The 20,679-nt window shown below is 35.8% G+C and carries 28 protein-coding genes and 1 other RNA gene; 9 read left to right on the top strand and 20 right to left on the bottom strand.

What is annotated here, in order from left to right; translation table 11 throughout:
• Positions 1 to 405 (top strand): rRNA maturation RNase YbeY, encoded by a 405-nt coding sequence (gene ybeY / locus CIG1485E_RS02860; protein ID WP_038453514.1) that lies wholly within the window; start codon positions 1 to 3, stop codon positions 403 to 405.
• Here the strand turns inward: ybeY and CIG1485E_RS02855 are convergent.
• Genes CIG1485E_RS02855 through panB form a run of 8 tightly spaced genes read right to left on the bottom strand, consistent with a single transcriptional unit; the run spans position 402 to position 6,824 of the window.
• On the bottom strand, positions 402 to 959 hold the full coding sequence (locus tag CIG1485E_RS02855; RefSeq protein WP_051870905.1) for an ABC-type transport auxiliary lipoprotein family protein: 558 nt from the start codon (positions 957 to 959) through the stop codon (positions 402 to 404). The genes ybeY and CIG1485E_RS02855 overlap by 4 nt on opposite strands.
• On the bottom strand, positions 956 to 1,861 hold the full coding sequence (locus CIG1485E_RS02850) for an MlaD family protein (RefSeq protein ID WP_038453511.1): 906 nt from the start codon (positions 1,859 to 1,861) through the stop codon (positions 956 to 958). The genes CIG1485E_RS02855 and CIG1485E_RS02850 overlap by 4 nt, the downstream gene beginning before the upstream one ends.
• Positions 1,851 to 2,546 (bottom strand): ABC transporter ATP-binding protein, encoded by a 696-nt coding sequence (locus CIG1485E_RS02845; protein ID WP_051870981.1) that lies wholly within the window; start codon positions 2,544 to 2,546, stop codon positions 1,851 to 1,853. Before CIG1485E_RS02845 ends, CIG1485E_RS02850 begins: the two co-directional genes overlap by 11 nt.
• A gap of 41 nt (positions 2,547 to 2,587) precedes the next feature.
• Positions 2,588 to 3,655 carry an MlaE family ABC transporter permease gene (locus tag CIG1485E_RS02840; RefSeq protein ID WP_038453504.1) on the bottom strand — a complete coding sequence of 356 codons (1,068 nt, stop codon included), beginning with the start codon at positions 3,653 to 3,655 and terminating at the stop codon, positions 2,588 to 2,590.
• Positions 3,652 to 4,719: an AI-2E family transporter gene (locus tag CIG1485E_RS02835; protein WP_038453501.1), complete on the bottom strand. Its 1,068-nt coding sequence runs from the start codon at positions 4,717 to 4,719 to the stop codon at positions 3,652 to 3,654. The genes CIG1485E_RS02840 and CIG1485E_RS02835 overlap by 4 nt, the downstream gene beginning before the upstream one ends.
• On the bottom strand, positions 4,712 to 5,725 hold the full coding sequence (gene ruvB, locus CIG1485E_RS02830; protein ID WP_038453498.1) for a Holliday junction branch migration DNA helicase RuvB: 1,014 nt from the start codon (positions 5,723 to 5,725) through the stop codon (positions 4,712 to 4,714). The genes CIG1485E_RS02835 and ruvB overlap by 8 nt, the downstream gene beginning before the upstream one ends.
• Before the next feature lie 9 nt (positions 5,726 to 5,734).
• Positions 5,735 to 6,046, bottom strand: a complete 312-nt coding sequence (locus CIG1485E_RS02825; RefSeq protein ID WP_038453495.1) for a rhodanese-like domain-containing protein — start codon at positions 6,044 to 6,046, stop codon at positions 5,735 to 5,737.
• The gene (gene panB, locus CIG1485E_RS02820; protein WP_038453492.1) at positions 6,030 to 6,824 is read right to left on the bottom strand and encodes a 3-methyl-2-oxobutanoate hydroxymethyltransferase; all 795 of its coding nucleotides are present in this window, start codon (positions 6,822 to 6,824) and stop codon (positions 6,030 to 6,032) included. The genes CIG1485E_RS02825 and panB overlap by 17 nt, the downstream gene beginning before the upstream one ends.
• Before the next feature lie 84 nt (positions 6,825 to 6,908).
• On the opposite strand from panB, the gene CIG1485E_RS02815 reads away from it, so the two are divergent.
• Positions 6,909 to 7,325, top strand: coding sequence for an Hpt domain-containing protein (locus tag CIG1485E_RS02815; protein WP_038453489.1), 417 nt, complete (start codon positions 6,909 to 6,911; stop codon positions 7,323 to 7,325).
• Between the two features lie 37 nt (positions 7,326 to 7,362).
• Positions 7,363 to 7,723: a transfer-messenger RNA gene (ssrA, locus tag CIG1485E_RS09285) on the top strand.
• Positions 7,724 to 8,044: 321 nt separating this feature from the next.
• Here ssrA and CIG1485E_RS02810 read toward each other — a convergent pair.
• Together CIG1485E_RS02810 and CIG1485E_RS02805 are read right to left on the bottom strand one after the other, a co-directional pair.
• A complete protein-coding gene (locus CIG1485E_RS02810; RefSeq protein WP_051870904.1) occupies positions 8,045 to 8,887 on the bottom strand; it encodes an isocitrate lyase/PEP mutase family protein in 843 nt (280 codons plus the stop codon).
• Between the two features lie 15 nt (positions 8,888 to 8,902).
• A complete protein-coding gene (locus CIG1485E_RS02805; RefSeq protein ID WP_038453485.1) occupies positions 8,903 to 9,211 on the bottom strand; it encodes an MGMT family protein in 309 nt (102 codons plus the stop codon).
• A gap of 277 nt (positions 9,212 to 9,488) precedes the next feature.
• On the opposite strand from CIG1485E_RS02805, the gene CIG1485E_RS02800 reads away from it, so the two are divergent.
• The 6 genes from CIG1485E_RS02800 to CIG1485E_RS02775 are packed head-to-tail and all read left to right on the top strand — an operon-like array spanning position 9,489 to position 13,746.
• The gene (locus tag CIG1485E_RS02800; protein WP_038453483.1) at positions 9,489 to 9,905 is read left to right on the top strand and encodes a DUF1924 domain-containing protein; all 417 of its coding nucleotides are present in this window, start codon (positions 9,489 to 9,491) and stop codon (positions 9,903 to 9,905) included.
• 9 nt (positions 9,906 to 9,914) lie between these two features.
• Positions 9,915 to 10,412 (top strand): diheme cytochrome c, encoded by a 498-nt coding sequence (locus tag CIG1485E_RS02795; protein ID WP_038453480.1) that lies wholly within the window; start codon positions 9,915 to 9,917, stop codon positions 10,410 to 10,412.
• Positions 10,393 to 11,493 (top strand): cytochrome b/b6 domain-containing protein, encoded by a 1,101-nt coding sequence (locus tag CIG1485E_RS02790; protein ID WP_038453478.1) that lies wholly within the window; start codon positions 10,393 to 10,395, stop codon positions 11,491 to 11,493. Before CIG1485E_RS02795 ends, CIG1485E_RS02790 begins: the two co-directional genes overlap by 20 nt.
• Positions 11,490 to 11,873, top strand: coding sequence for a Spy/CpxP family protein refolding chaperone (locus CIG1485E_RS02785; RefSeq protein WP_038453476.1), 384 nt, complete (start codon positions 11,490 to 11,492; stop codon positions 11,871 to 11,873). Before CIG1485E_RS02790 ends, CIG1485E_RS02785 begins: the two co-directional genes overlap by 4 nt.
• Entirely contained in the window at positions 11,870 to 12,529 is a 660-nt protein-coding gene (locus CIG1485E_RS02780; protein ID WP_038453474.1) for a response regulator transcription factor, read from the top strand. The genes CIG1485E_RS02785 and CIG1485E_RS02780 overlap by 4 nt, the downstream gene beginning before the upstream one ends.
• 2 nt (positions 12,530 to 12,531) lie before the next feature.
• Positions 12,532 to 13,746 (top strand): HAMP domain-containing protein, encoded by a 1,215-nt coding sequence (locus CIG1485E_RS02775; protein WP_038453471.1) that lies wholly within the window; start codon positions 12,532 to 12,534, stop codon positions 13,744 to 13,746.
• Here the strand turns inward: CIG1485E_RS02775 and CIG1485E_RS02770 are convergent.
• From CIG1485E_RS02770 to CIG1485E_RS02725, 10 genes are read right to left on the bottom strand one after another with little or no spacing between them, the layout of a single operon-like run.
• Positions 13,736 to 14,176, bottom strand: coding sequence for a hypothetical protein (locus tag CIG1485E_RS02770; RefSeq protein WP_038453469.1), 441 nt, complete (start codon positions 14,174 to 14,176; stop codon positions 13,736 to 13,738). The genes CIG1485E_RS02775 and CIG1485E_RS02770 overlap by 11 nt on opposite strands.
• Before the next feature lie 8 nt (positions 14,177 to 14,184).
• Positions 14,185 to 14,640, bottom strand: coding sequence for a nitrous oxide reductase accessory protein NosL (locus tag CIG1485E_RS02765; RefSeq protein WP_038455531.1), 456 nt, complete (start codon positions 14,638 to 14,640; stop codon positions 14,185 to 14,187).
• The gene (locus tag CIG1485E_RS02760; RefSeq protein WP_038453467.1) at positions 14,637 to 15,464 is read right to left on the bottom strand and encodes an ABC transporter permease; all 828 of its coding nucleotides are present in this window, start codon (positions 15,462 to 15,464) and stop codon (positions 14,637 to 14,639) included. The genes CIG1485E_RS02765 and CIG1485E_RS02760 overlap by 4 nt, the downstream gene beginning before the upstream one ends.
• The gene (locus CIG1485E_RS02755; RefSeq protein WP_038453465.1) at positions 15,457 to 16,104 is read right to left on the bottom strand and encodes an ATP-binding cassette domain-containing protein; all 648 of its coding nucleotides are present in this window, start codon (positions 16,102 to 16,104) and stop codon (positions 15,457 to 15,459) included. The genes CIG1485E_RS02760 and CIG1485E_RS02755 overlap by 8 nt, the downstream gene beginning before the upstream one ends.
• 11 nt (positions 16,105 to 16,115) lie before the next feature.
• Positions 16,116 to 17,012, bottom strand: a complete 897-nt coding sequence (locus CIG1485E_RS02750) for a NapH/MauN family ferredoxin-type protein (RefSeq protein ID WP_038453462.1) — start codon at positions 17,010 to 17,012, stop codon at positions 16,116 to 16,118.
• A 5-nt stretch (positions 17,013 to 17,017) separates the two neighbouring features.
• A complete protein-coding gene (locus CIG1485E_RS02745) occupies positions 17,018 to 17,467 on the bottom strand; it encodes a c-type cytochrome (protein ID WP_038453460.1) in 450 nt (149 codons plus the stop codon).
• Entirely contained in the window at positions 17,464 to 18,003 is a 540-nt protein-coding gene (locus tag CIG1485E_RS02740; protein WP_038453457.1) for a c-type cytochrome, read from the bottom strand. Before CIG1485E_RS02740 ends, CIG1485E_RS02745 begins: the two co-directional genes overlap by 4 nt.
• Positions 18,003 to 18,683 carry a 4Fe-4S dicluster domain-containing protein gene (locus tag CIG1485E_RS02735; RefSeq protein WP_038453455.1) on the bottom strand — a complete coding sequence of 227 codons (681 nt, stop codon included), beginning with the start codon at positions 18,681 to 18,683 and terminating at the stop codon, positions 18,003 to 18,005. Before CIG1485E_RS02735 ends, CIG1485E_RS02740 begins: the two co-directional genes overlap by 1 nt.
• The gene (locus CIG1485E_RS02730; RefSeq protein ID WP_038453452.1) at positions 18,676 to 19,890 is read right to left on the bottom strand and encodes a nitrous oxide reductase family maturation protein NosD; all 1,215 of its coding nucleotides are present in this window, start codon (positions 19,888 to 19,890) and stop codon (positions 18,676 to 18,678) included. Before CIG1485E_RS02730 ends, CIG1485E_RS02735 begins: the two co-directional genes overlap by 8 nt.
• Positions 19,887 to 20,657: a hypothetical protein gene (locus tag CIG1485E_RS02725; RefSeq protein ID WP_038453449.1), complete on the bottom strand. Its 771-nt coding sequence runs from the start codon at positions 20,655 to 20,657 to the stop codon at positions 19,887 to 19,889. The genes CIG1485E_RS02730 and CIG1485E_RS02725 overlap by 4 nt, the downstream gene beginning before the upstream one ends.
• Positions 20,658 to 20,679: the final 22 nt, after the last annotated feature.

Genomic DNA, 20,679 nt, shown 5'->3' with positions numbered 1-20,679 from the left:
ATGATAGTTTGTGATGAAATTTATCCAAAAATATTAGATGAAATAGCCGACTCACTCACAAAAGCCGAAGTTGAGCTGATTTTCGTGGACAGCAAAGAGATGCACGAAATCAACAAAGCTCAAAGAAATATTGATAAAACAACTGACGTTCTTAGCTTTCCACTTGAGTATGTGCCGCACTTCCCAATTGGCTCAATCGTGATAAATTTAGACCTCGTAAAAGAAAAAGCTGGTGAATATGCTCACTCAAATGACGATGAAACCGCACTTCTTTTTATCCATGGTCTGCTTCACGTCCTTGGCTATGACCACGAAAATGACGACGGAGAGATGAGACGAAAAGAGATAGAAATCATCGAAAGCTTCAATCTACCAAAAAGTCTTATAGTAAGAACTGGTGCTTAAGCCAGCTCTTTTAAAAGCTCGTGCAACTCCTTAAAAAACTCATTCATCGCTTGATTCATCGCTAGAGCTATATCTTCATCGCTAAATTTAATCATATCTTTTTTGATTCTAAATAGCTTATTTGCTATGGTTTTATCATTTTGGATCACGCTCACAAAAAGCTCTAAATTTGCGCTATTTTTGTTAGCATAAAGATTTAGCAGTGAAATTTTCAAAACCACTTTTGCATCATTTTTTGACAAAACTGGCTTAAATTTACAGTTAAAATCCAAATACGAAATCAAAGATTTATATATCATCACGCTAGGATATGCTATAAATTTAGAGTTATCAAGATATGAAATTTGATTATCTTGCTTATAAATAATCCCTCTAGTTTGGAAAGTATCTAGCGATTTTATAGGCTCTACATACACCTCTACATTCGCACTTCTATCACATCTTGGCTGAGAGCTAAGAAGAGCATTTAGCTCATAATATCTCATATTTGGAGCGTCTTTTGCTATACATCCACTCATCAAAAATGCCATCACAAGCAAACTTAAATATCTCATTTTTCATCTCCTTTTCTGTCTTTGAAGAAAAATTCATAAGGATTATCTTCTAGTCTAAATAGTGTATTTTTTATCTCATAAATCAAGCTTTGAAGCTCCATAAGCGTATCGTTTGTGTTTTGCAAAGTTGGGCTTAGCACGCTTTTGAAGTCGTATTCACCACTTTGTAGTTTTTTTAGTAGCTGGGCTTGCGATATTTCAAATGTCTGAGTGCTTTTTTGAGCTCCTAGCAAAAAGCTATTGATATTGCCGATTAACGGCTCGAAATTTAGCTTAGATATATTATCTGATATCAAATTTAGATTTTTCAATGTGCCGTTTATGTTGTTTAAATTTTGCTCATTTGCCAAAGTACTTGTAAATTTATTGATTGAGTTTAGGGCTAAAGCGATGTTGTTTATATTTTCATTACTAAGTAAAAGCTCTATTCTTGCTATGCTTTGTGCTATATTTTCAGACAAGCTAATAGCGCTATTTCCTATTTTGGCAAGCAGACCCTCACCCATTTTGATAACTGCTTTTTCGTTTTCATTAAACGTCTCAGATTCGTTTGAGCCTTTGTCTATATTTATGTATGCTATTCCGCTTATTCCTTGGACTTCAACGACTGCTAGGCTATCTTTTTTGATCGGAAGATCTTTTTTGATACTCATTTTTATCTCTATAGTAGCAGTTTTTGGATCGCTAAAATATATATCATTGACAAAGCCAGCAGGAACACCTATAAAACGCACTTGTGAGTCTTTTTTGATTCCGTTTGGAAGCTCTTTTGTTTCTATATAATAATATCTGTTTTCACTTTTGTTGCCATTTATATTCATATAAAGCAAGAAAAATACTAATAGCCCCAAAGTCAAACAAAAAAATAGCCCCGCTACAAAATATGAACTTCTACTTTCCATTCATGCTCCTCATTTCAAATAGCTCTCTTAAAGGATTTTGCTCGTACTCCAAAGCACCTCTTAAATCCCCTTCATAAGCTATTTTGTGATTATCTATTATCAAAAATCTATCAAGTATCCCAAAAATGCTATCTATATCGTGAGTTACCATGACAACTGTTATGCCAAGACTATCTCTAAGATCGCAAACCAGCCTATCAAGCGCTCTAGCTGAGAGTGGATCTAGTCCAGAGTTTGGCTCATCTAAAAACAAAATCCTAGGACTAAGCGCCAAAGCCCTAGCAAGTGCCACGCGTTTTTTCATACCACCACTTAGCTCACTTGGATAAAGGGTCGCCGCTTCTAGCTTCAGCCCTACTTTTATAAGCCACATTTTAGAGATTTCATCAATATCTTTTAGGCTATAATTGCTATATTCTCTAAGCATTACGCCTATATTTTCAAGGACATTCATAGCACTGTATAAAGCCCCAAACTGAAACATCACGCCCATTTCAAGGCGGATTTTAGCTCTTTGGCTCTGACTAGCTTTCCAAATGTCTTGCCCATCAAACAAAATCTCGCCACCAAGTGGCTCTTTGAGATAAATAAGTGTTTTCATAAGCGTGGTTTTGCCGCTTCCACTTCCACCCAAAAAGCCGTAAATTTCGCCCTTTTTCACACTAAAGCTCACACTATCGTGCATGATTCTTGAGCCATAAGCTGTTGTTATATTGCTAGCTTTTATCAAATTTCAAGCTCCGTATATATGATAGAAAACGCAGCGTCTAATGCAATAATCCAAAATATCGCATTTACAACGCTTTTTGTCGTTAGGTCGCCCACACTGTTTGTGCTTCCGCTTACCTCAAATCCTCTCATGCAGCCAATCAGCCCGATCGCAGCCCCAAAAAACGGAGCTTTGAGTACTCCAACCCAAAAATGTCTAAGCTCAACGCTACTTCTAAATCTCTCGATATAATCCATAAAACTAAGATCCAAATACCAATTACAAACCAGCATTTGACCAAGCAAACTTATACCATTAGCCAAAAACACAACCACTGGCATCGCCAAAATCAGAGCCAAAACTCTAGGCACGACTATAAATTTAAATGGCTCAAATCCCATAGTCTTCATCGCATCTATCTCTTCGGTGATTTTCATAACGCCTATTTGTGCTGTGTAGCTAGAAGCCGACCTACCAGCCACGACGATAGCAGCTATGAGCGGGCCGACTTCACGAAGAGTCATGATACCCATTATATCGACTACAAATATGCTAGCTCCAAAGTTTTCAAGCATGCTAGCACCTTGATAAGCTAGAACAATTCCTATCAAAAAGCTAGTCAAACAGACGATAAAAACCGCCTTTATACCAGCGTCTTTAAAGTGATTTGATAACTCTTTAAAACGCAAATTTAAAGGATTTAAAATTATTTTTATAAGATTAAATAAAAATTCACCCAAAAATACGCAAAAATTTACTAAATTTACCTTTATATCAAGAAAGCTTTTACCCAAACTCTCAATCAAATTTAACTGGCTTAAATTTGGTATTTTCATATCTAATATTGGTTTATTGCTAACTAGCTCAAAGATTTTATCAAATTTAGCATTTGAGTTTATGAGCTTTGGGCAGTCATAAGTCTTAGCCAAAAATATAGCCACACTATAATCAATCTTTGATAAGCTTTGCAGGTTTAAAGCCTCAGCCTTCAAAGATTTTAGACATTTTATCTCAGCTTTGCTAAGCTTGTAATCAAACTCGCCAACAAGCTCCAAAACCCCATTTTCAAATTTAATCTCTCTCACACTATATCTCTTTCTTTTAGCAGTGCGTATAGTTTGAGCGTCGCAGCACTCAGCGTGATGATGGCAGGACCAAGTATAATCCCCCAAAATCCAAAACTAGTAATGCCAGCAATCATCGCAAAAAATATAAGTAGCTCGTTGATTTTGGCTGGAGTTTTTAGGAGTTTTTCATTGATGATTTTGATGATAAAAGGCTTGATGAAATTATCTGCCAAGGTTGATATCACCAAAATAGAATAAACCAAAATCACCACAGCCCCACTCGCGTCCCCTAAACTAAACTGATAAATACTAAGTGGAACATATACTAAAGCTCCGCCAACGATAGGGATAAGCGAAGCAAAAGCAAACAAAATCCCAAATAAAAGCGCGTCATATCCATAATACCAAGAAATTATCGCAAACAAAAAGCCTTGCAACAAAATATTAGCGATAGTCGAGTAAAACACCACGCTCATTGTGTTTGCCACTTCTAAAAATATAAACTCAAGCTCGCTTTTTGCCATTGGAGTTATCTTTTTGACATAGCTTGCAAGCTCGCTTCCATAAAGATGTGAGAAAAAGAAAAACAGAGCAATAAAGCTAATATCTATAAAAAACGAAGCGCTTTTTTCAAGGCTTGCTCTTGCATAAACCAAGACCTTTGACGCAATAGCCGTGATGTTGATACTGCCTATAATTTCTTTGATTTTTGGCTCCAAAAACTCAAAACTTTCTGGCAATTTGATGTCATAATTTTTTATATAATCAATGCTTGAAGTTATGCTATTTATATCGAAATTTGAGATGTATTTAACCACTTGAGCCATAGCATACATAAATGGAATAAAAAATACACAGCACAAAAATACAGTAGTAATCGCAGCGCTTAGCATTTTTTTGCCATTGCTCAGATTCAAAAACAAATTTTGCACGCTCGCAGTTGCAATTGCTAGAAGCACACCAATGCTGATAGTAAGGATATAAGACTTAAACAAAAACACGACCAAGCATAAAACAAAAATCGCAAACATAGCAAAAAATATGCGGTTTGTCTTTTGTGGTTTGTTTTGTGGATTAATCATCAAAAAGACCTTTATCATCTGTAAATTTAATACCATAAAGCTCATAGCTTTTGTGGCTTAGCGTTCTGCCTTTTGCTGTTCTTTGGATATATCCATTTGCTAGCAAATATGGCTCGATCACGTCTTCAATAGTGCCTTCATCTTCACTCAAAGCCGCTGCTATAGTAGAAAGCCCAAGTGGGCGATTTTTAGCATCAACCAAAATATCAAGATATTTTATATCCATCTCATCAAAGCCAAGATCATTAACCCCAAGGCTATCGAGAGCCTCTTTTGCGCGGTTTTTTGTTATCACGCTCTCATCATTGACTTCAGCAAAATCCCTAATCCTTTTAAGTAGTCTTAGTGCGATACGTGGGGTTCCACGACTTCTTTTTGCTACTTCCAAGCTCGCTTCTTTTTGGCAGCTTTTGCCAAGCTTGTTTGAAGCAATGCTAACTATCTTAGCAAGCTCGCTAGGCGTGTAAAACTGCAAGCGAAATTGCATACCAAACCTATCTCTAAGTGGCGCTGAAATCATTCCAGCCCTTGTGGTCGCACCAATGAGCGTAAATTTAGGTATGTCTATCTTTATCGTTTGAGCTGCTGGGCCAGAGCCGATGATGATATCAAGCCTGAAATCTTCCATAGCTGAGTACAAAACCTCTTCAATAGCTGAGCTTAAGCGGTGAATCTCATCGATAAAAAGCACGTCGCCCTCTTCAAGGTTTGTCAAAATCGCTGCAAGATCGCCACTTTTTTCTATCATCGGAGCAGCAGTTATCTTGATATTTGAGCTCATTTCAGTGGCGATTATATGAGCTAGCGTCGTTTTACCAAGACCAGGAGGACCATAAAACAGCACGTGATCCAAGCACTCGCCACGCCTTTTTGCCGCTTCTATAAATACTTTTAAATTTGATTTGATCTTTTCTTGACCTATATAATCATCGAAGCTTCCAGGTCGTAAAGTCACCTCATATTCGCTCTCGAAGCTTACTTTTTCTATCTCAACTATCCTATCCAATTTTTTTCCTTAAGCTTGATATGGCTCAAATTTAGCACCCATTTTCTCAAAATAATAAGCCCCGCCTTTGATCTCTTTGACATTTGTATAGCCATTTACTTGCAAAAATTTCATAGCCGATTTTGAGCGTTTGGCAGTTTCGCACATCAAAACTATCTCATCATCTTTTTTGAAATTCCCAGCGATAAGGGGCAAAAACATAGGGTTGAGCTTCCCGCTTGCCATCTCATAAGTGATGAGCTTAGATCCAGGCAAAACGCCATACTCCATCCACTCGCTAGCAAGCCTAATATCGACTATATTTTCATTTTTTATATTCATACGCACTACTTGGGAACTGGCTTGTTTTGACCTCATTTACATACTCTTTTAAAGCGCCTTTTATAAGCTCGGCTCCGTTTAAAAATCTCTTGACAAATTTAGGTTGGAACTCATCAAAAAATCCAAAAGCATCACTCCAAACAAGCACTTGACCATCGCAGCTCACACCACTTCCGATACCAATTGTCGGCACTCCAAGGCGTTTTGTCACCTCAGCAGCAGCCTCGCTTACAGTGCCTTCGATGAGAAATAGCACCGCTCCAGCTTCTTGTAAAATTAGAGCGTCATTTATAAGCTCATTTACGCTATTTTCGTCTCTGCCAGATATTTTATATCCACCAAGCGCGCGTGAAGTTTGGGGCTTTAGTCCGATGTGAGCCATGACTGCGATTCCATTTTGACTTAAAAGCTTTATAGTTTCGGCCATATTTGCCCCGCCTTCGATTTTGACAGCGTCGCACCCTGTCTCTTTATAAATTTTAACTGCGCTTTCAAGCGTAATTTGTGGAGTGACAGTCGAGCCAAAAGGCATATCGACGACCAAATAAGCTCTTTTGCACCCTACTTTTACAGCTTTTGCGTGATAAATCATCTCTTCAAGCCCGATTCCAATAGTTTCACTTTTGCCATTGAAGCTCATATTTAGGCTATCTCCGACAAGTATCATATCGACCTCATCATCAAAAATCTTTGCAAACAAAGCGTCATAAGCTGTTATCATAGCTATTTTTTCTTTGCCCTTCATGGCTTGTAGGTTGCCAATAGTTATTTTTTTCAAAATTTTTCCTTATTTTTTTAATTTTTTGCTTGATTTTACCCAAAATTTGCTACAATTTATCTGAATACATTTTGGAATACGAATATGGGATTATTAGAACAATTAGAGATAAAATATGACCTTGATATAGTTGGAGATTTTTTAACCCATTTTGGGATTATGGTGGAATCCCTCGATCCACTCATTATAAATTTATCAAGAAAAGATCTATTTAAAAACAACATAGATGAGCTTTTTAGAATATTTCATAATATCAAATCAGCCTCTGGATTTTTGCAACTTGATCCAATTATCAAGCTATCATCTTTATGTGAAGATATATTAGAAGAAGTCAGAAGTAAAAAAAATCTATACGAAAGTGCTTCAAATGAGCTTATAGACTGGCTTTTACTCATCGCTGATCAGATGGAAATCTACAGAAGAGATATAGAAAATGATGAAATTTACTTCCATATCCTAAACCCAAAAATCATACAAATCCCACGCAATCTTTTTTCTTGACAATAAACCAAATTTCTTGTATAATCACCAGTCTTATGGGGGTGACTTGGCTTCGACAGGAGTAGTGAGGTCACGGTGGCATGCAGCTTTGGGCAAAGCTTAAAAAGCCTACAAATAAATTAAACGCAAACAACGTTAAATTCGCTCCTGCTTACGCTAAAGTAGCGTAAGTTCAGTTGAGCCTTGCTTGATTTTGATACTATCTAAAAATCGTAGCGAGTAATCTTTGATAGTGTAGTTTTCAAGTTTGACGAGCTTGGGAGCGAAGTTTAGTCTTAGCTTGGTTGATCGCTTTGGGAAGTGAGCGTGACTAAGTGAAGCTTTCACTTCTGCTAAGCATGTAGAGGCTGTGGGTTTGTTATTTTTGGACTGCGGTTCGATCCCGCACACCTCCACCAAATACAAAATTTGTAAAAATGAAAGCTAAAAATATTCAACACATTTGCAACAAATACTAAAATCAAACTTCAAAAATACCCTCGATATTGTTAATTATAATAATTCAAATCTAAAAAAATATTATTCAAATTTATACGAAATAAAAGCACATAGAATTAATGCTTATATAAATCGAAATGAAATTTTTGCAACATTCAAATGAAATATACAAATTTTTACTCCATTTTATCTTAGTAAATTCCAGCGAAGAAAGTCAAATCAAAGAAAATTTTAATAATTAAACCAAATGTTAATTGATACAATACTTGTATTATATTTTTCTATTTATCTTTCATTGATACTTTAAAATACTCATTTGCTTTAGCATAAGAAAAATCGCACTTTAAAATTTCTTCTAGATTATCATTATACAGATCGCGGGCAAGCTCAATAGTTTTACCATAAATATATCGAACAGGACCCGAACCTACGCTCAATCTTCTAACTCCGATTTTATCAAGTTCTTTAAAATCATTAAATTTACAATTTAAAATAATATTTAATGGCACATCAATATTTTGAACAAGCTGTTTTATGGTTTCTTTATCTATAGCTCCTGGCACAAAAGTACAATCTGCTCCTGCATTTTTAAATTCCCTACATCTTTCAACAGCGGTTTTAAACTTAGTCTTTTCACTGCCTATATTCAACCAGTAAGCACAAGTTCTTGCGTTTATTACAAAATCAACACCTAATTCTTTTTTTAATTCACATAAAGCTTTAATTTTCGCAACTTGTAATTCAATAGAGCTCAACGTTCCATCTAATAATCCATCTTCAATGTTAAATCCAACAGCACCTGCTTCGACTAATTTTTTAGCATTTTCTTTGACTAGTTGAATATTTTCTGAATATCCACACTCAAAATCAACTGATAGAGGAATATTGATTCTACTAGAAATTTTTTTAGTTAAATAAACTAGATCTTCAAATGGGATTTTTTCACCATCACAATAACCAAGAGAATATGCAATTCCTGCACTTGTTGTTGCGACAGCTGCGAATTGCTGTTTCTCAAATATATAAGCACTGGCGACATCCCATGCATTTGGGATAACAAACATTTTATTATTTTTGTGAAGTTGCTGCAATTTTTCTGCCATTATTTTTTGTTTTTCCAGCATTTTTATTCTCCTTTTTTAAACATCCCAAAGGTACTTTTTTAAATTAACATGGTTTTTATCTTTTAGATCTATACCCTCATCTTGCAGCAATTCTCTTTGTTGCTTCCAACCAAAGACAAGTCTTCCAGCGCAATTCACAACTCTGTGACAAGGGTATTTTCCATAAAATTGAGACATGCTTAAAACTTTGCCAACAAGCCTTGAGTTTTTATCTCTACCAATAAGTTTTGCGATTTGACCGTATGTAGAAACAGAACCTTCTGGGATTTCACTCACAATAGATAATATTTCATAAATTAAATTTTCATTTAATACAGGACTCATTATAAAGCTGTTCCTTTTATAGCGCATAATGCATCATTTTTTGATACTTATTTTGTAAAACTCTAATTTTTACCATATTAAAATAAGCGATAAAATAATAGCACATATCAATATAAACAGAGTTAAAATTTCTATAAAATAGCCAAAATAACTTGCTAAAGAATTTAAATAATTATAAATTTATGCAATTAAATTTTGTCAATTTTCTGTCAAGAAAAGCTATTTTTCAATTTTACAAAGCCACGTTATAATTTTCATCAAACATAAAGGAGAAATGATGAAAAAAACAGTTTTAACACTTTGTTTGGTAGCTGGAGTGGCAAACGCAATGATGCTAAATCCAGATATGAAAAACTACATAAACGAGCTAAAGGTACAGGCTTCAAAAGATGATGCAAGCTTCAAGGATTTTGACGCTTTAAGAGGAGAGAAAATTTACTTCACCAAAAACGCTGGCAAAGACGCTCAAATACTCTCTTGCCAAAGCTGCCACAACGCAGATCTAAGCACAAATGGCACAAACGTTTTCACAAACAAAACTCTTGATCCACTATCGCCTAAAGCAAATGCTTCAAGGCTCACAAATGTAAAAGATGTGAAAAAATGGCTAAAAAGAAACTTCAAAGATGTGTTTTTACGCGAAGGCACTGCCAAAGAAAAAGGCGATGTCCTATACTACATAATGACAAAATAAGGATAGATGATGAAATTTTTTATGATACTTTTAGTAAGTTTAGTTAGCTTGTATGCAAAAGCTCCAAGCCTAAAACCAGTCGATAATGCCCTTTATACCAAAGAGTGCGCGAGCTGTCACTTTGGCTATCAGCCTGGACTTCTTCCATCTCAGTCTTGGGAATACATCATGGGCTCTTTAGAAAACCATTATGGCACTGATGCTAGCATAGATGAAAGCGATAATAAAGAGCTTCTAGCATATTTAGTAGCAAACTCAAGCCAAAATGCTATGAATTACAAAAGAAGTGCTAAAATCACAAAATCGCTTGAAAAAGGAGTTTTGTATAAATCACTTACGCAAATTCCATACTTAAAAGAAAAGCACAAAGATATCAAACCTTGGATGATTGAGCAAAAAGAGGTAGGAAGCTTAGCAAGATGTGCGGCTTGCCACAAGGGTGCTGATAAAGCCTACTTCAAAGACAAAGACGTGGAGATACCAAACTATGGACGCTGGGAAAAATAAAACCCTCATCTACCCACTCGCTAGCAGACTAGCCCACATCGCCATGATAGTGGGCTTTGGGCTGGCTTATCTTATCGTGGATTTTTCGCTTTATATGCACGCAGTTTTGGGCGTGATGTTTGGCGTGGCAGTAGCTGGCAGGATTTTGTGGGGATTATTTGGGACGAAATACTCTAAATTTAGTGATTTTCATTTTAGGGGACTTTTTAGATATTTTAGCTCTTTTAGTAGCCACAAAACCGCCTATATATCACACAATCCAGCCTCCAGTATAGCCATCATCATTATACTAGCTCTTGGCGTTGTTTGCAGCCTTAGCGGACTTATGGTTTATGGTATTGATGAAAAATCTGGCGTGTTTGCAAATTTATACGAAAGCTACTCTAAATTTAGCTTCGTAAAAGATATCCATGAAATCAGTGCAAATTTGCTTTTGGGTGTGATTTTGGTGCATATTTGTGGAGCTTTAGTAGATAAGCTTATAGCTAAAAATGATAGTTTAAACGCTATTATAACTGGCTTTAAAAGCACTTTAAACGCTGGAGCTATCAAGCCAAATTTAGCACAAAAGCTATTTTGCATAATTTGGATAGGAGCGATTTTGACCGCTTTATCTTTCAGCTTTTATAAACAAAATCCGCTGCTTAAAAGCCATTATGAAATGGTAGATTATGCTATGCAAAACCCTACTTTTGCCAAAGAATGTGGAAGCTGTCACTTTATCTATCCACCGTTTTTGCTAACTGCAAAATCTTGGGAGATTATGATGAGTGATCTTGAAAACCACTTTGGAGATGACGCAAGCATAGATGATGAGAGCAACTCTGAGATTTTGAAATATTTAGTGCGAAACTCAGCTGATAAAACAGGTACCAAAATATCAACCAAAATCGCAAAAACAAGTAAAAATGAGATAGCTATCACGCAAAATGCGTATTGGATCAAAAAGCATGATAAAATCCCAGCCAAAACTTTTGAGCAAAAAAGTATCAAAAGCAAAGCAAACTGCGAAGCTTGTCATAAAGGCATCCAAAATGGTATAATCCAAAAAGACTTAATCAAATTTGAAAGCATCAAATGAGAATTTTTATCATATTTTTTATGCTGTTTGCATTTGCGTTTGGCGATGGCCACAAATACAAGCACAAATATATCTACAACAACGATTTATCATTTTTGGATTTGAGCCAAAATCAGCAAGAAGAGATTAAAAATATCCTAAAAAATTATTCAAAAAAGCTAAAGCACCTTAGAGAGTTAAAAGACGATATCGAAGATGAAAAAGAGGATTTGTTTGAAGAAAGCGAGTTTGACAAGGATAAATTTATCGAGCTTCAAACAGACTATGAGATGACACTTTTATCACTTCAAGCTGAGCTTTTGGCTCAAATCCACGCTGTTTTAGACAAAAAACAAAGAAAGCAACTCTCTAAAAATTTAGAGCATTGGAACATAAGATGAGTAAGATTTTGCTTATAGAAGATGACCTTGAGATGCAAGAGCTTTTAAAGGATTATTTGCGTATTTATGAGTTTAGCGTAAGTAGTTTTAGCGATCCGTTAGCAGCCATAAAAGAGCTTGAAGAGTGCGAATTTACACTTGTAATACTTGATTTGATGTTGCCTAAACTTGACGGCTTTGAAGTATGCAAAAGGATAAGAAAATTTAGCCAAGTGCCTATCATTATCTCAAGCGCAAGAGGAAATTTAGGCGATAAAGTTCTAGCTTATGAGTGCGGGGCTGATGATTATCTAGCCAAACCTTATGAGCCAAAAGAGCTGATAATGAGGATAAACGCCATCTTAAAAAGGGCGATGCCAAAGGCAACCGCCAAACAAATAGGAGAGTTTAGCATAAATGAAGACGCTTGCAAGATATTTTATCAAGGATTCCAGCTTGATCTTACCAAAATCGAGTACGAAATCCTAACACTTCTACTAAATAACAAAGGCAAAATCCTATCACGCTCCACTATCAACCAAGCCTTGCAAAAAGAGCTAAAAGACAGAAGTATCGATATGCATATAAGCAATATCAGAAACAAACTTCTCGATGACTCAAAATCCCCTAAATTTATAAAATCAGTCTGGGGAATGGGTTATGAGTTTATAGGATAGATATGAGTATTTTTGCCAAAGCCGTTATTTTACTTAGCATTAGCCTTGCTTTGATGGGATTTTTGTCGTTTAAAACAAACCAGATCCAAAATGCAAAAGCTCAGCTGTTTTATAAAGAAAAATATATCCAAAGTGCAAACGACCTTATCGCATTACTCATAAACGCAGACTCAAAAAATCTTCAAAATCGTCTTAAAATCTTGGAATTTACTAGGTCAAATTTACCTGAAAATCTAAAAGATTATAAAGAAATTTACTCAGAGAAAATCACATTTGGACACGTTAAACTCTATGAAAACTCAGGACTTTATTATCTAAATTTAAGCTATTTAGATGAGAATTTGTTTTTGTTTGACACCACTCAAATGCTTGGAGCTAGAGAAAAAACAACTCTAAATTTACTCATATATGCCGATATTTTCTTACTTTTTGTAACGTTTTTGATATTTATCAAGATACTTACACCTATCAAAAAACTAGCAAATACAATAGAAAAATTTGGAAAAGGCAACTACTCATACAGGCTAAAACCTACAAAAAGCAATGATGAAATCGCCCAAGTCATAGATAAATTTAACCAAATGGCAAGCGATATTGAAGCTATGGATAAGGCTAGAATCCAGCTTCTAACAGACATCAGCCATGAGCTACGCACACCGATCTCAAAATCCAAAATAGCCATAAGTTTTCTTGAAGATAGCAAATACAAAACAATACTCCAAAACGCCGTCTCTAGCATGGACAAGCTCACTGATGAGCTAATGCATATAGAAAGATTAAACTCACAAAACGCAAACTTCAAACTAGAAACGCTAAATATTCAAACAGTGCTTTTACAAAGCCTCTCACAAATGCTGGTTTTTGATGAAAATATAGAGATAGACGCAAGGGATAATTTTAGCTTCCAAGCAGACCCAAACTACATCTGCATAGCTATTAAAAATTTAATCGACAACGCCTTAAAATACAATGATTTTACCAAATCAGATAAGATATTTATAGTAGCCAAAAATCACAAACTCTACGTCAAAAACCACGCCCTAAAGCTAGAGCAACCACTTAGCTACTACACAGATAAATTCACAAAAACAAACGAGCTAAGCGGCTATGGATACGGACTAAGCCTAGTCAAACGCATACTTGATAAGCATAAATTTAAGCTAACTTACACTTATCAAAACGCTCAAAATGTATTTTGCGTGGATTTTAGCTCTTGAGATTAAAATCTATATGTATGCCAAGAGGTTTTTTGCCATCAAATAGCTCCAAACGGTACTGCATCAAAGAGACCACACACGAGCTTAAAACCACATTTGACATATAAATATCTGAGCGTTTTTCAAGATCCACTTCTATGACGCCCATATCCATATTTAAGCCATAAATTCTAGCTTTAAGCTCTTTAAACTCACCTTTTAAACCATAAATTTTCAAAGATGTTGGCACCATAGCCACAAGTGGTTTTGGAGAAAATGCAAATGTCACAGGCTCGCCAGAGACTTGCACAGAGCAATTGTCTAAATTTAGATCGCAAGTGACGTTTGATTCGCCTGACGCATATTTTATATCATTACCCTTGCCAAACTCAAAAGCCAAAATAATCCCCACTAAAATGGCGATACCAAAAAGAAAAACTACTTTTTTCATATTTAATCCTAATTAAGATAATCTATGAGTTTTTTGTTTATATCTTTAAATTCCATTATTTTATGACCTGAGTTTTTTGCCATAAAATCTTTTGCATCTTCAAGACTTAAAAATGGTATCAAATCATCTCCACTATTACTAACTACCCTACTGCCAAACACATAGTAAGCACTCGCAGCGTCTATCAGCTCTTTGCTCTTATAGTCAGTCACATACATCTTTTTAAGTGGCGAAATGTGCTTATATGAGTCAGTGTAAAAGTAGTGAAACATCGGTTTAACTGAGCTAAAAAGGACTTTTTGTCCATTTTTGTACTCCAAAACAGATATCCAATCGGGATGATTAAACACGTCTATAAATTTAATAGGGCAAGTCGTATTAGTGTCTTTAAAAAACTCGCTATCTTTTAAATTTTCCCCCAAACAAAACGCACAAACCAAAGCACATAAAAATACATTTCTCATACCAAATCTCTCTTTGAAAATAGATAATACCCAAAATATAAACAAAAGCTTCCAAGTATTATAGGATAAATAAGTGAATATAATATAAAACTAACTTTGCCAAAACTATCAAGTATGAAGTAAGCCGCTGGTCCAATGACTGCTAAATTTGGATCAAACATACTCATGGCTGCTATTCTAAAGACTTGAAGCGGATTTATGATAGCAATAGAGTAGATGATATTTTCATTAATAGCACTTTGCATCATAAGTCCGATTAATGCAAGATCTAAAAATGCAAGCAAAAACAGCCAAAACAAAAACGCAACCCCAAGCCCAAACTCACCGCTTTTGATACTACTAGAAATCAAAAATCCAAAAGATAAAAAGACAAATCCTAAAACAACCAAAAGTCCAGTGTAGTAAAAAAACAGATCCCAAGTCACACTAACGCCTTTTATGATCGATATAATCACAGAAAAGATGAGTGCTAAAACAATAGGCAAAAGCACAGTAAAAGCTCTGCCCAAAGCCTTGCCAAAGTAATATTCTTTTAAAGATACTGGGAAGCTTAGCAGGTACTCCAAAGCCCCAGCTTCTCTATCTGAACTAATACTTCTAACTGTAGTTATCAAGATAAAAATCGGCAAGATGATTATGCAAATTTGGATAAAAAGCAAAAGCATACGAGTAAGCCCGCTAAATCCAGCCACTCTGCTATCGACCACGCCAGTTACGAAAAACACCGCTATAAGTCCAGCAAAAATAAGCAGATAGAGCAAAAACCATTTTGAGCGGAAAGACTCTTTTATATCTATTTTTGTTATCAAAAGTAAATTACTCATTTTCTATCCTTCGCTCATTTACGATTTTGCCAAGATCCATTTCTACGACTTTAGTTACGATGCCTTTTACTTCGCTTATCCTGTGAGATATGAAGATAATTGTTTTGTCTTTAAATTTAGCATTCAAAAGCTCTAAAAATCTATCCCTTGCTTCTGGATCGAGGTTGGCTGTAGGCTCATCAAACATTATGGTATTTGATTTTCTGGCTAGTGCTATGGCTATCAAAACCTTTTGTTTCATACCGCCCGAAAGCTTATAAAATGGCTTTTTTGCCTCTTTATCATAGTCAAGCTCAAGGTCTTTTAGATAAGCTTTTATATCGCTTAAATTTGACCCGCTAGATTTTATACTATATTCACAAAGCTCATCAACTCTTAGTTTAAGAGGTGGCGGGGTTTGAGGCACGAAGCTTAAAAACTCTAAAGCCTTTTTTCTATCTTTTGTCGGGTCGATTCCATTTATCGTAATAGTGCCCGTGTCGCATATAAGCTCGCCTAAAATCGCTTTCATAAGAGTAGATTTTCCAGCTCCATTTTGACCTATTATAAGAACCTTTTGCCCGTCTTCTATCTCTAAATTTACACTGTCTAAAACCGTTTGACTAGCAAAAGTTTTAGTGATACTATCTATTTTTATCAAGCTTTACCTTTTTATAGTAGTTTTTTTAATCTATTTTCATAGCCTAGAGCGTCTTGGTGACATACATCGATACACCTACCACAAAGCGTGCAATCTCCACTAGCTACGCTAAATTTATCACCACTTGCGTCTTTGTTTTTTGCCTTTGTCATCTCAAGGACTTTAGGAACCATACAAACATCCATGCAAACCCCACAATGGTCGCATTTTTCTTTATTCCAGCTTATTTTTATGGCTCTATATTTGGTGATGAGTGAATACAAAGTCCCGATCGGACAGACATATCTACACCAAAATCTCCTTGAGAAGAAAACTTCACCCAAAAATATAAGCACAACCCACCAAATAGCAGCGCTGTAACCATAAATAATAAATCTTGATATGATTCCCTCTACATTTACAATCTCAAAAACCAAATATCCACTAGTAAAACTAAGTACCCAAAATGCGATTAAAAAGATATATTTGACCCTGTGATCAAACTCTCTATCTTTTATAATTTTGGCTTTTATTAGTTTTGCATTTAGTCTTTCGGCAAATTCAGCAAAAAAATTATACGGACACACCCAGCTACAAAATGCCCTACCAGCAAAAAGTACGTAAAATGCAAGTATCGTTATAGAGCCAATTAGCAAATTTACAGGAAAATCATGATGAGCTAGCACGACTTCAGTGGTGATAAATGGATCTGCTAAGTGAAATCCTATCATTCTTGAGCCTGTTATATCGCCCTCAAGCACTTGCACATCAGCGACAAATGAAAGCACAAAAAGCAAATGCACCAAAATCATAGTAAAATACCTATAAAATCTAATGCTTGGCACCTTTTTGCCATTTTCTTTTGTAGTTATAAATGTGCTAAAAAAGCTCGCATTTGCGACGGTTTGGCGTTTTTCAAATTTATTCATGGCTTTTATTTAAAGTTAGCTATTTCATCAGCTAGCTGGGTTAAATTCTCATCACTTACGTTTGTCAAAAGTCCCTTCATTAAGCTATTTGGGATTTTATCTGCCTTATAGTCATGTAGTGAGGCTAAAATAGCTTCTTTGTTTTTGCCAGTTATGTCTGGAGCTAGGATTCCTTTGCCATCTTTTCCATGACATGGAGCGCAACTTCTTAGATAAAGCTTGCTAACGCCGTCATTTGTGATCGTTACACTTTGTTTTAGCTCTTTTATTTTATTTAGTTCACTGCTAGTTTGGAAGCCCTCTTCTTGCTTTGGCTGAGCTACTGGAGTCGCAGCTTGTTTTGCTACTTCTTGCTTCGCAGCTACTGGAGTGCTATCTCCGCTAGCCATCAAATAAACCATCAAAAGTACAACAACTCCGCCAAGTGTGCCTGCAACTATTTTTCCTGTATTCATTTTTTGCTCCTAAATTGTTCATTAAATTTACTTATTTCATCTGCTAAAGCTCTAATCTCTTTTTCATCCATTTTTTTGACCAAATCCGCCATCAAAACATTAGCTTTGGTTTTTGTTTTATAAGCGTTTATCATGTTAAATATCTCATCATTTGTCTTTGCAAGCAAAGATGGACCGATGATTCCGTTTGCATAGTCATCGTGACAGGCTGAGCATTTTATAAGGAAGTTATTGCTTAATCTTCCTCTTATCAAAGCTTTGTTTATGCTTTGAAGTGGAGTTCTTGTTAATGCCAAAGCGCCTATTGATTTTGTGGTTTCGTTATTCTCATTACCAAGACCAAATTTAACTCTTTTTTGGCCGTCCATATCATAGCTCATCCACTGATTTTGAGTGTTTTGCAAGGCATCGCCTTTTTTAACCGTTATGGAGGTTGTGGTAGTATTTTGCTCTATTTCTTGAACCGCCTTTTTATCCTCACTACTGCATCCCAAAAAGCACAAAGCACAAATACTAAATATAACTAGTTTTTTCATCAATTTTCCTTATAAATTTCGTCATAGCTTTTGCCAGCTGCGATCTCAATAACCTTTGCAAAGCAAACTTCCACACAAACCCCACATCCAACGCAATCAGCGCTAAATTTAGGTGCTGGTTTGCCATCTATTTGAGCTAAGCTTATCGCTCCAGAAACCGGACATGAATCCACGCATAAAGAGCAGTTTTTGCCAACATTATCAGCTATGATTTGTTTGGCTTTTTCTTCACGCTCGTTGAACGTTTTTCGCTCCAAAAGATGCTCGACATCGCTTTTTTGGACATCTTTTTGTAAATTTGCATAACAGCTTGGCAAGTTCACAACCACGCCAACGCCCATTTTCACATCTTTTATGCTTGTAGTGTTGTGATCTAGTGCCCCACTTGGACAGGCCAGCACACAAGGAAATAGATCGCAAAGATAGCACCCTCTTTTGCTTGGATCAATAAACGCAGTAGCTATATTTACACCATCATCAACGCCCAAAAGCTCAATACTATGATATGGGCAAACTTGCACGCATTGACCACATTTGATACATAGTGACTCAAAGTTTTTCGCACTTCCTGGCGGTCTTAAATGCGGTTTTTTATCATAAAATTTATTTATAGCAAATCCACCTGCGACGCTTGTGGCAAGTGTGGCTATGCTAAATATACTAAAATCTCGTCTAGTCATGGTTTGGCCTTGTTTTTGGCATAGAATCTGTTATTAAAAGTTCTGGCTCAGAAAACGGAGCAAGTCTTGCTATAAAATTTAGTATAGTCATGATAGAACTTCCATAAAAAAATCTCAAATTTGGATAGTATTGCCAGAGCGAATCAAGATAAGTAAAGTTCTTGTACGCAATATCTCCTATGCCATTTTTATCCCTATCAAATCCAGCATAATCATCAAAATAATTATTGCTCCACTCATTTTTGGCTATTTTTGAGCCTGGGGTATCATTGATAGCAACTTCCATATTTCCTATGAAATCGTTGTTTTCAAAGATACTTTTATGCTGAGTTGCGTGAAACTGAATGCCAGATGTGTTGTATAAAATTTGATTATTTTTAAACACATTTACAGTTCCTGGCTGAAATGGCGACTGGTCAAGATACAAGCCCCTTGCATTGTGCGAAAGTATGTTGTTTTCGATCACAAAATCACTAGTATCTTTCATACCTATCCCAACTCCAAAAGCCCCAGTAGAGCTAAAAACTTTATTATTTCTCACAAGTGAGCCAGAAGAAAACATAAAGAAAATTCCAACTGAATTTTGCTTAAACTCATTTTCTTCTACAAGACTTTTTCCAGCGTACATAAAGTGAAGTGAGTATCTACCTCTCTCGCCATAATTTTTTCTAATTATGTTGTTGCTTGAGTACCATACGACCATATCTCTGCTGTCATATACGTAGTTGCCTTCAACTATATTATCATGGCTATACCAAAGCCTTATCGCATCTCCCCTAAGCCCTAGATCAACTGGCTTTGAAGTAATTTTGTTGTTTAATATCTTTGAGTTGTTACACTGTTTGAAATTTACTCCAAAAAGCGTACTTTTAAGCGAGTTTCCCTCTATCAAAATATCACTTGCATTATCACAAGTAATGCCAGAATCTATAGTAGTATGCGAGTTTCCACTATTTTCTATGGTTAAATTTAAAAGCCTGACATTTCCACTTGTGATTTTGATCACATCACCAGTGCCGTTACCTCTGATGATTGCTTTTTGATCCTTGCCGTCTATGGTTATAGGCTTGTTTATGAGTATATTTCCCTCATATACTCCAGCCCCAAGAGTGATGACGTCACCATCATTTGCGTTATTTATCGCATCTTGAAGTGGATTCGCAAGACAAATATTAAAAGCAAGGACTAAAAAGCCAAGTTTTCTCACGCAACTTCCTTTTTCTCTCTCAAATATTTATTTTTGGAAAATATTGCCAAAATACATAAAATGCTCATCGCCATCATTACCCAAAATCCTATAGTCGGATATGAGTGAGTGGTAAACTGAGCCACCTTGCCATCACCTAAAGCTGTTGGCATAAATGGTTTTATTTTAAATGCACCCCACTCTTGCATATTATGTCCGTACCAATAAAGCCAGCCAGCAAATGCACTCATAAACAAAACTGGAGCTATGATAGTTGGTATCATAAGAAGTGAATTGCCTTTGCCATCATAGTATAGATAAAGCAACATACAAATAGTCGCAACCAACAAATAATACGGAGCTATAGCTCTTTCGACATTGCCACCATGCTCCATAGGGTACATTCCTATATAGTGATTTATGGTATTCATCTCATGAACATCACCACTATATCCATCTACGTGAAAATATACTGGAATCCCATCTGGAAAAGCTTCTTTTGGATAGTTTGGTGCTTCAAGTGAGACATACCATATAGGCAAACTTGGAACGCCGATTTCTGATCTAGTTTCGATCATTTTAGCTAGATCATACTTGACATCTTCAGCCATAAGATGGTTTTTGTATTGGATCTTTGTGTAAAGATTGTATATTGGATACACATAGCTTGGTAAGCTAATTTCGTTTTTTATCTTATCACCCATTCCGTGATAAGCAATAACTGGAATAGTAAATCCAATAGTCATCAAAACTAGAGCCAAAATGGTGTAAATTTGGTACTTCTTCATCGTTTTTCCTTTATTTAATTTA

This window comes from Campylobacter iguaniorum, assembly GCF_000736415.1.
GTDB lineage: Bacteria > Campylobacterota > Campylobacteria > Campylobacterales > Campylobacteraceae > Campylobacter > Campylobacter iguaniorum.
The sequence above is the reverse complement of the archived record's forward strand: the minus strand, read 5'-3'. Positions and strand labels throughout refer to the sequence as shown.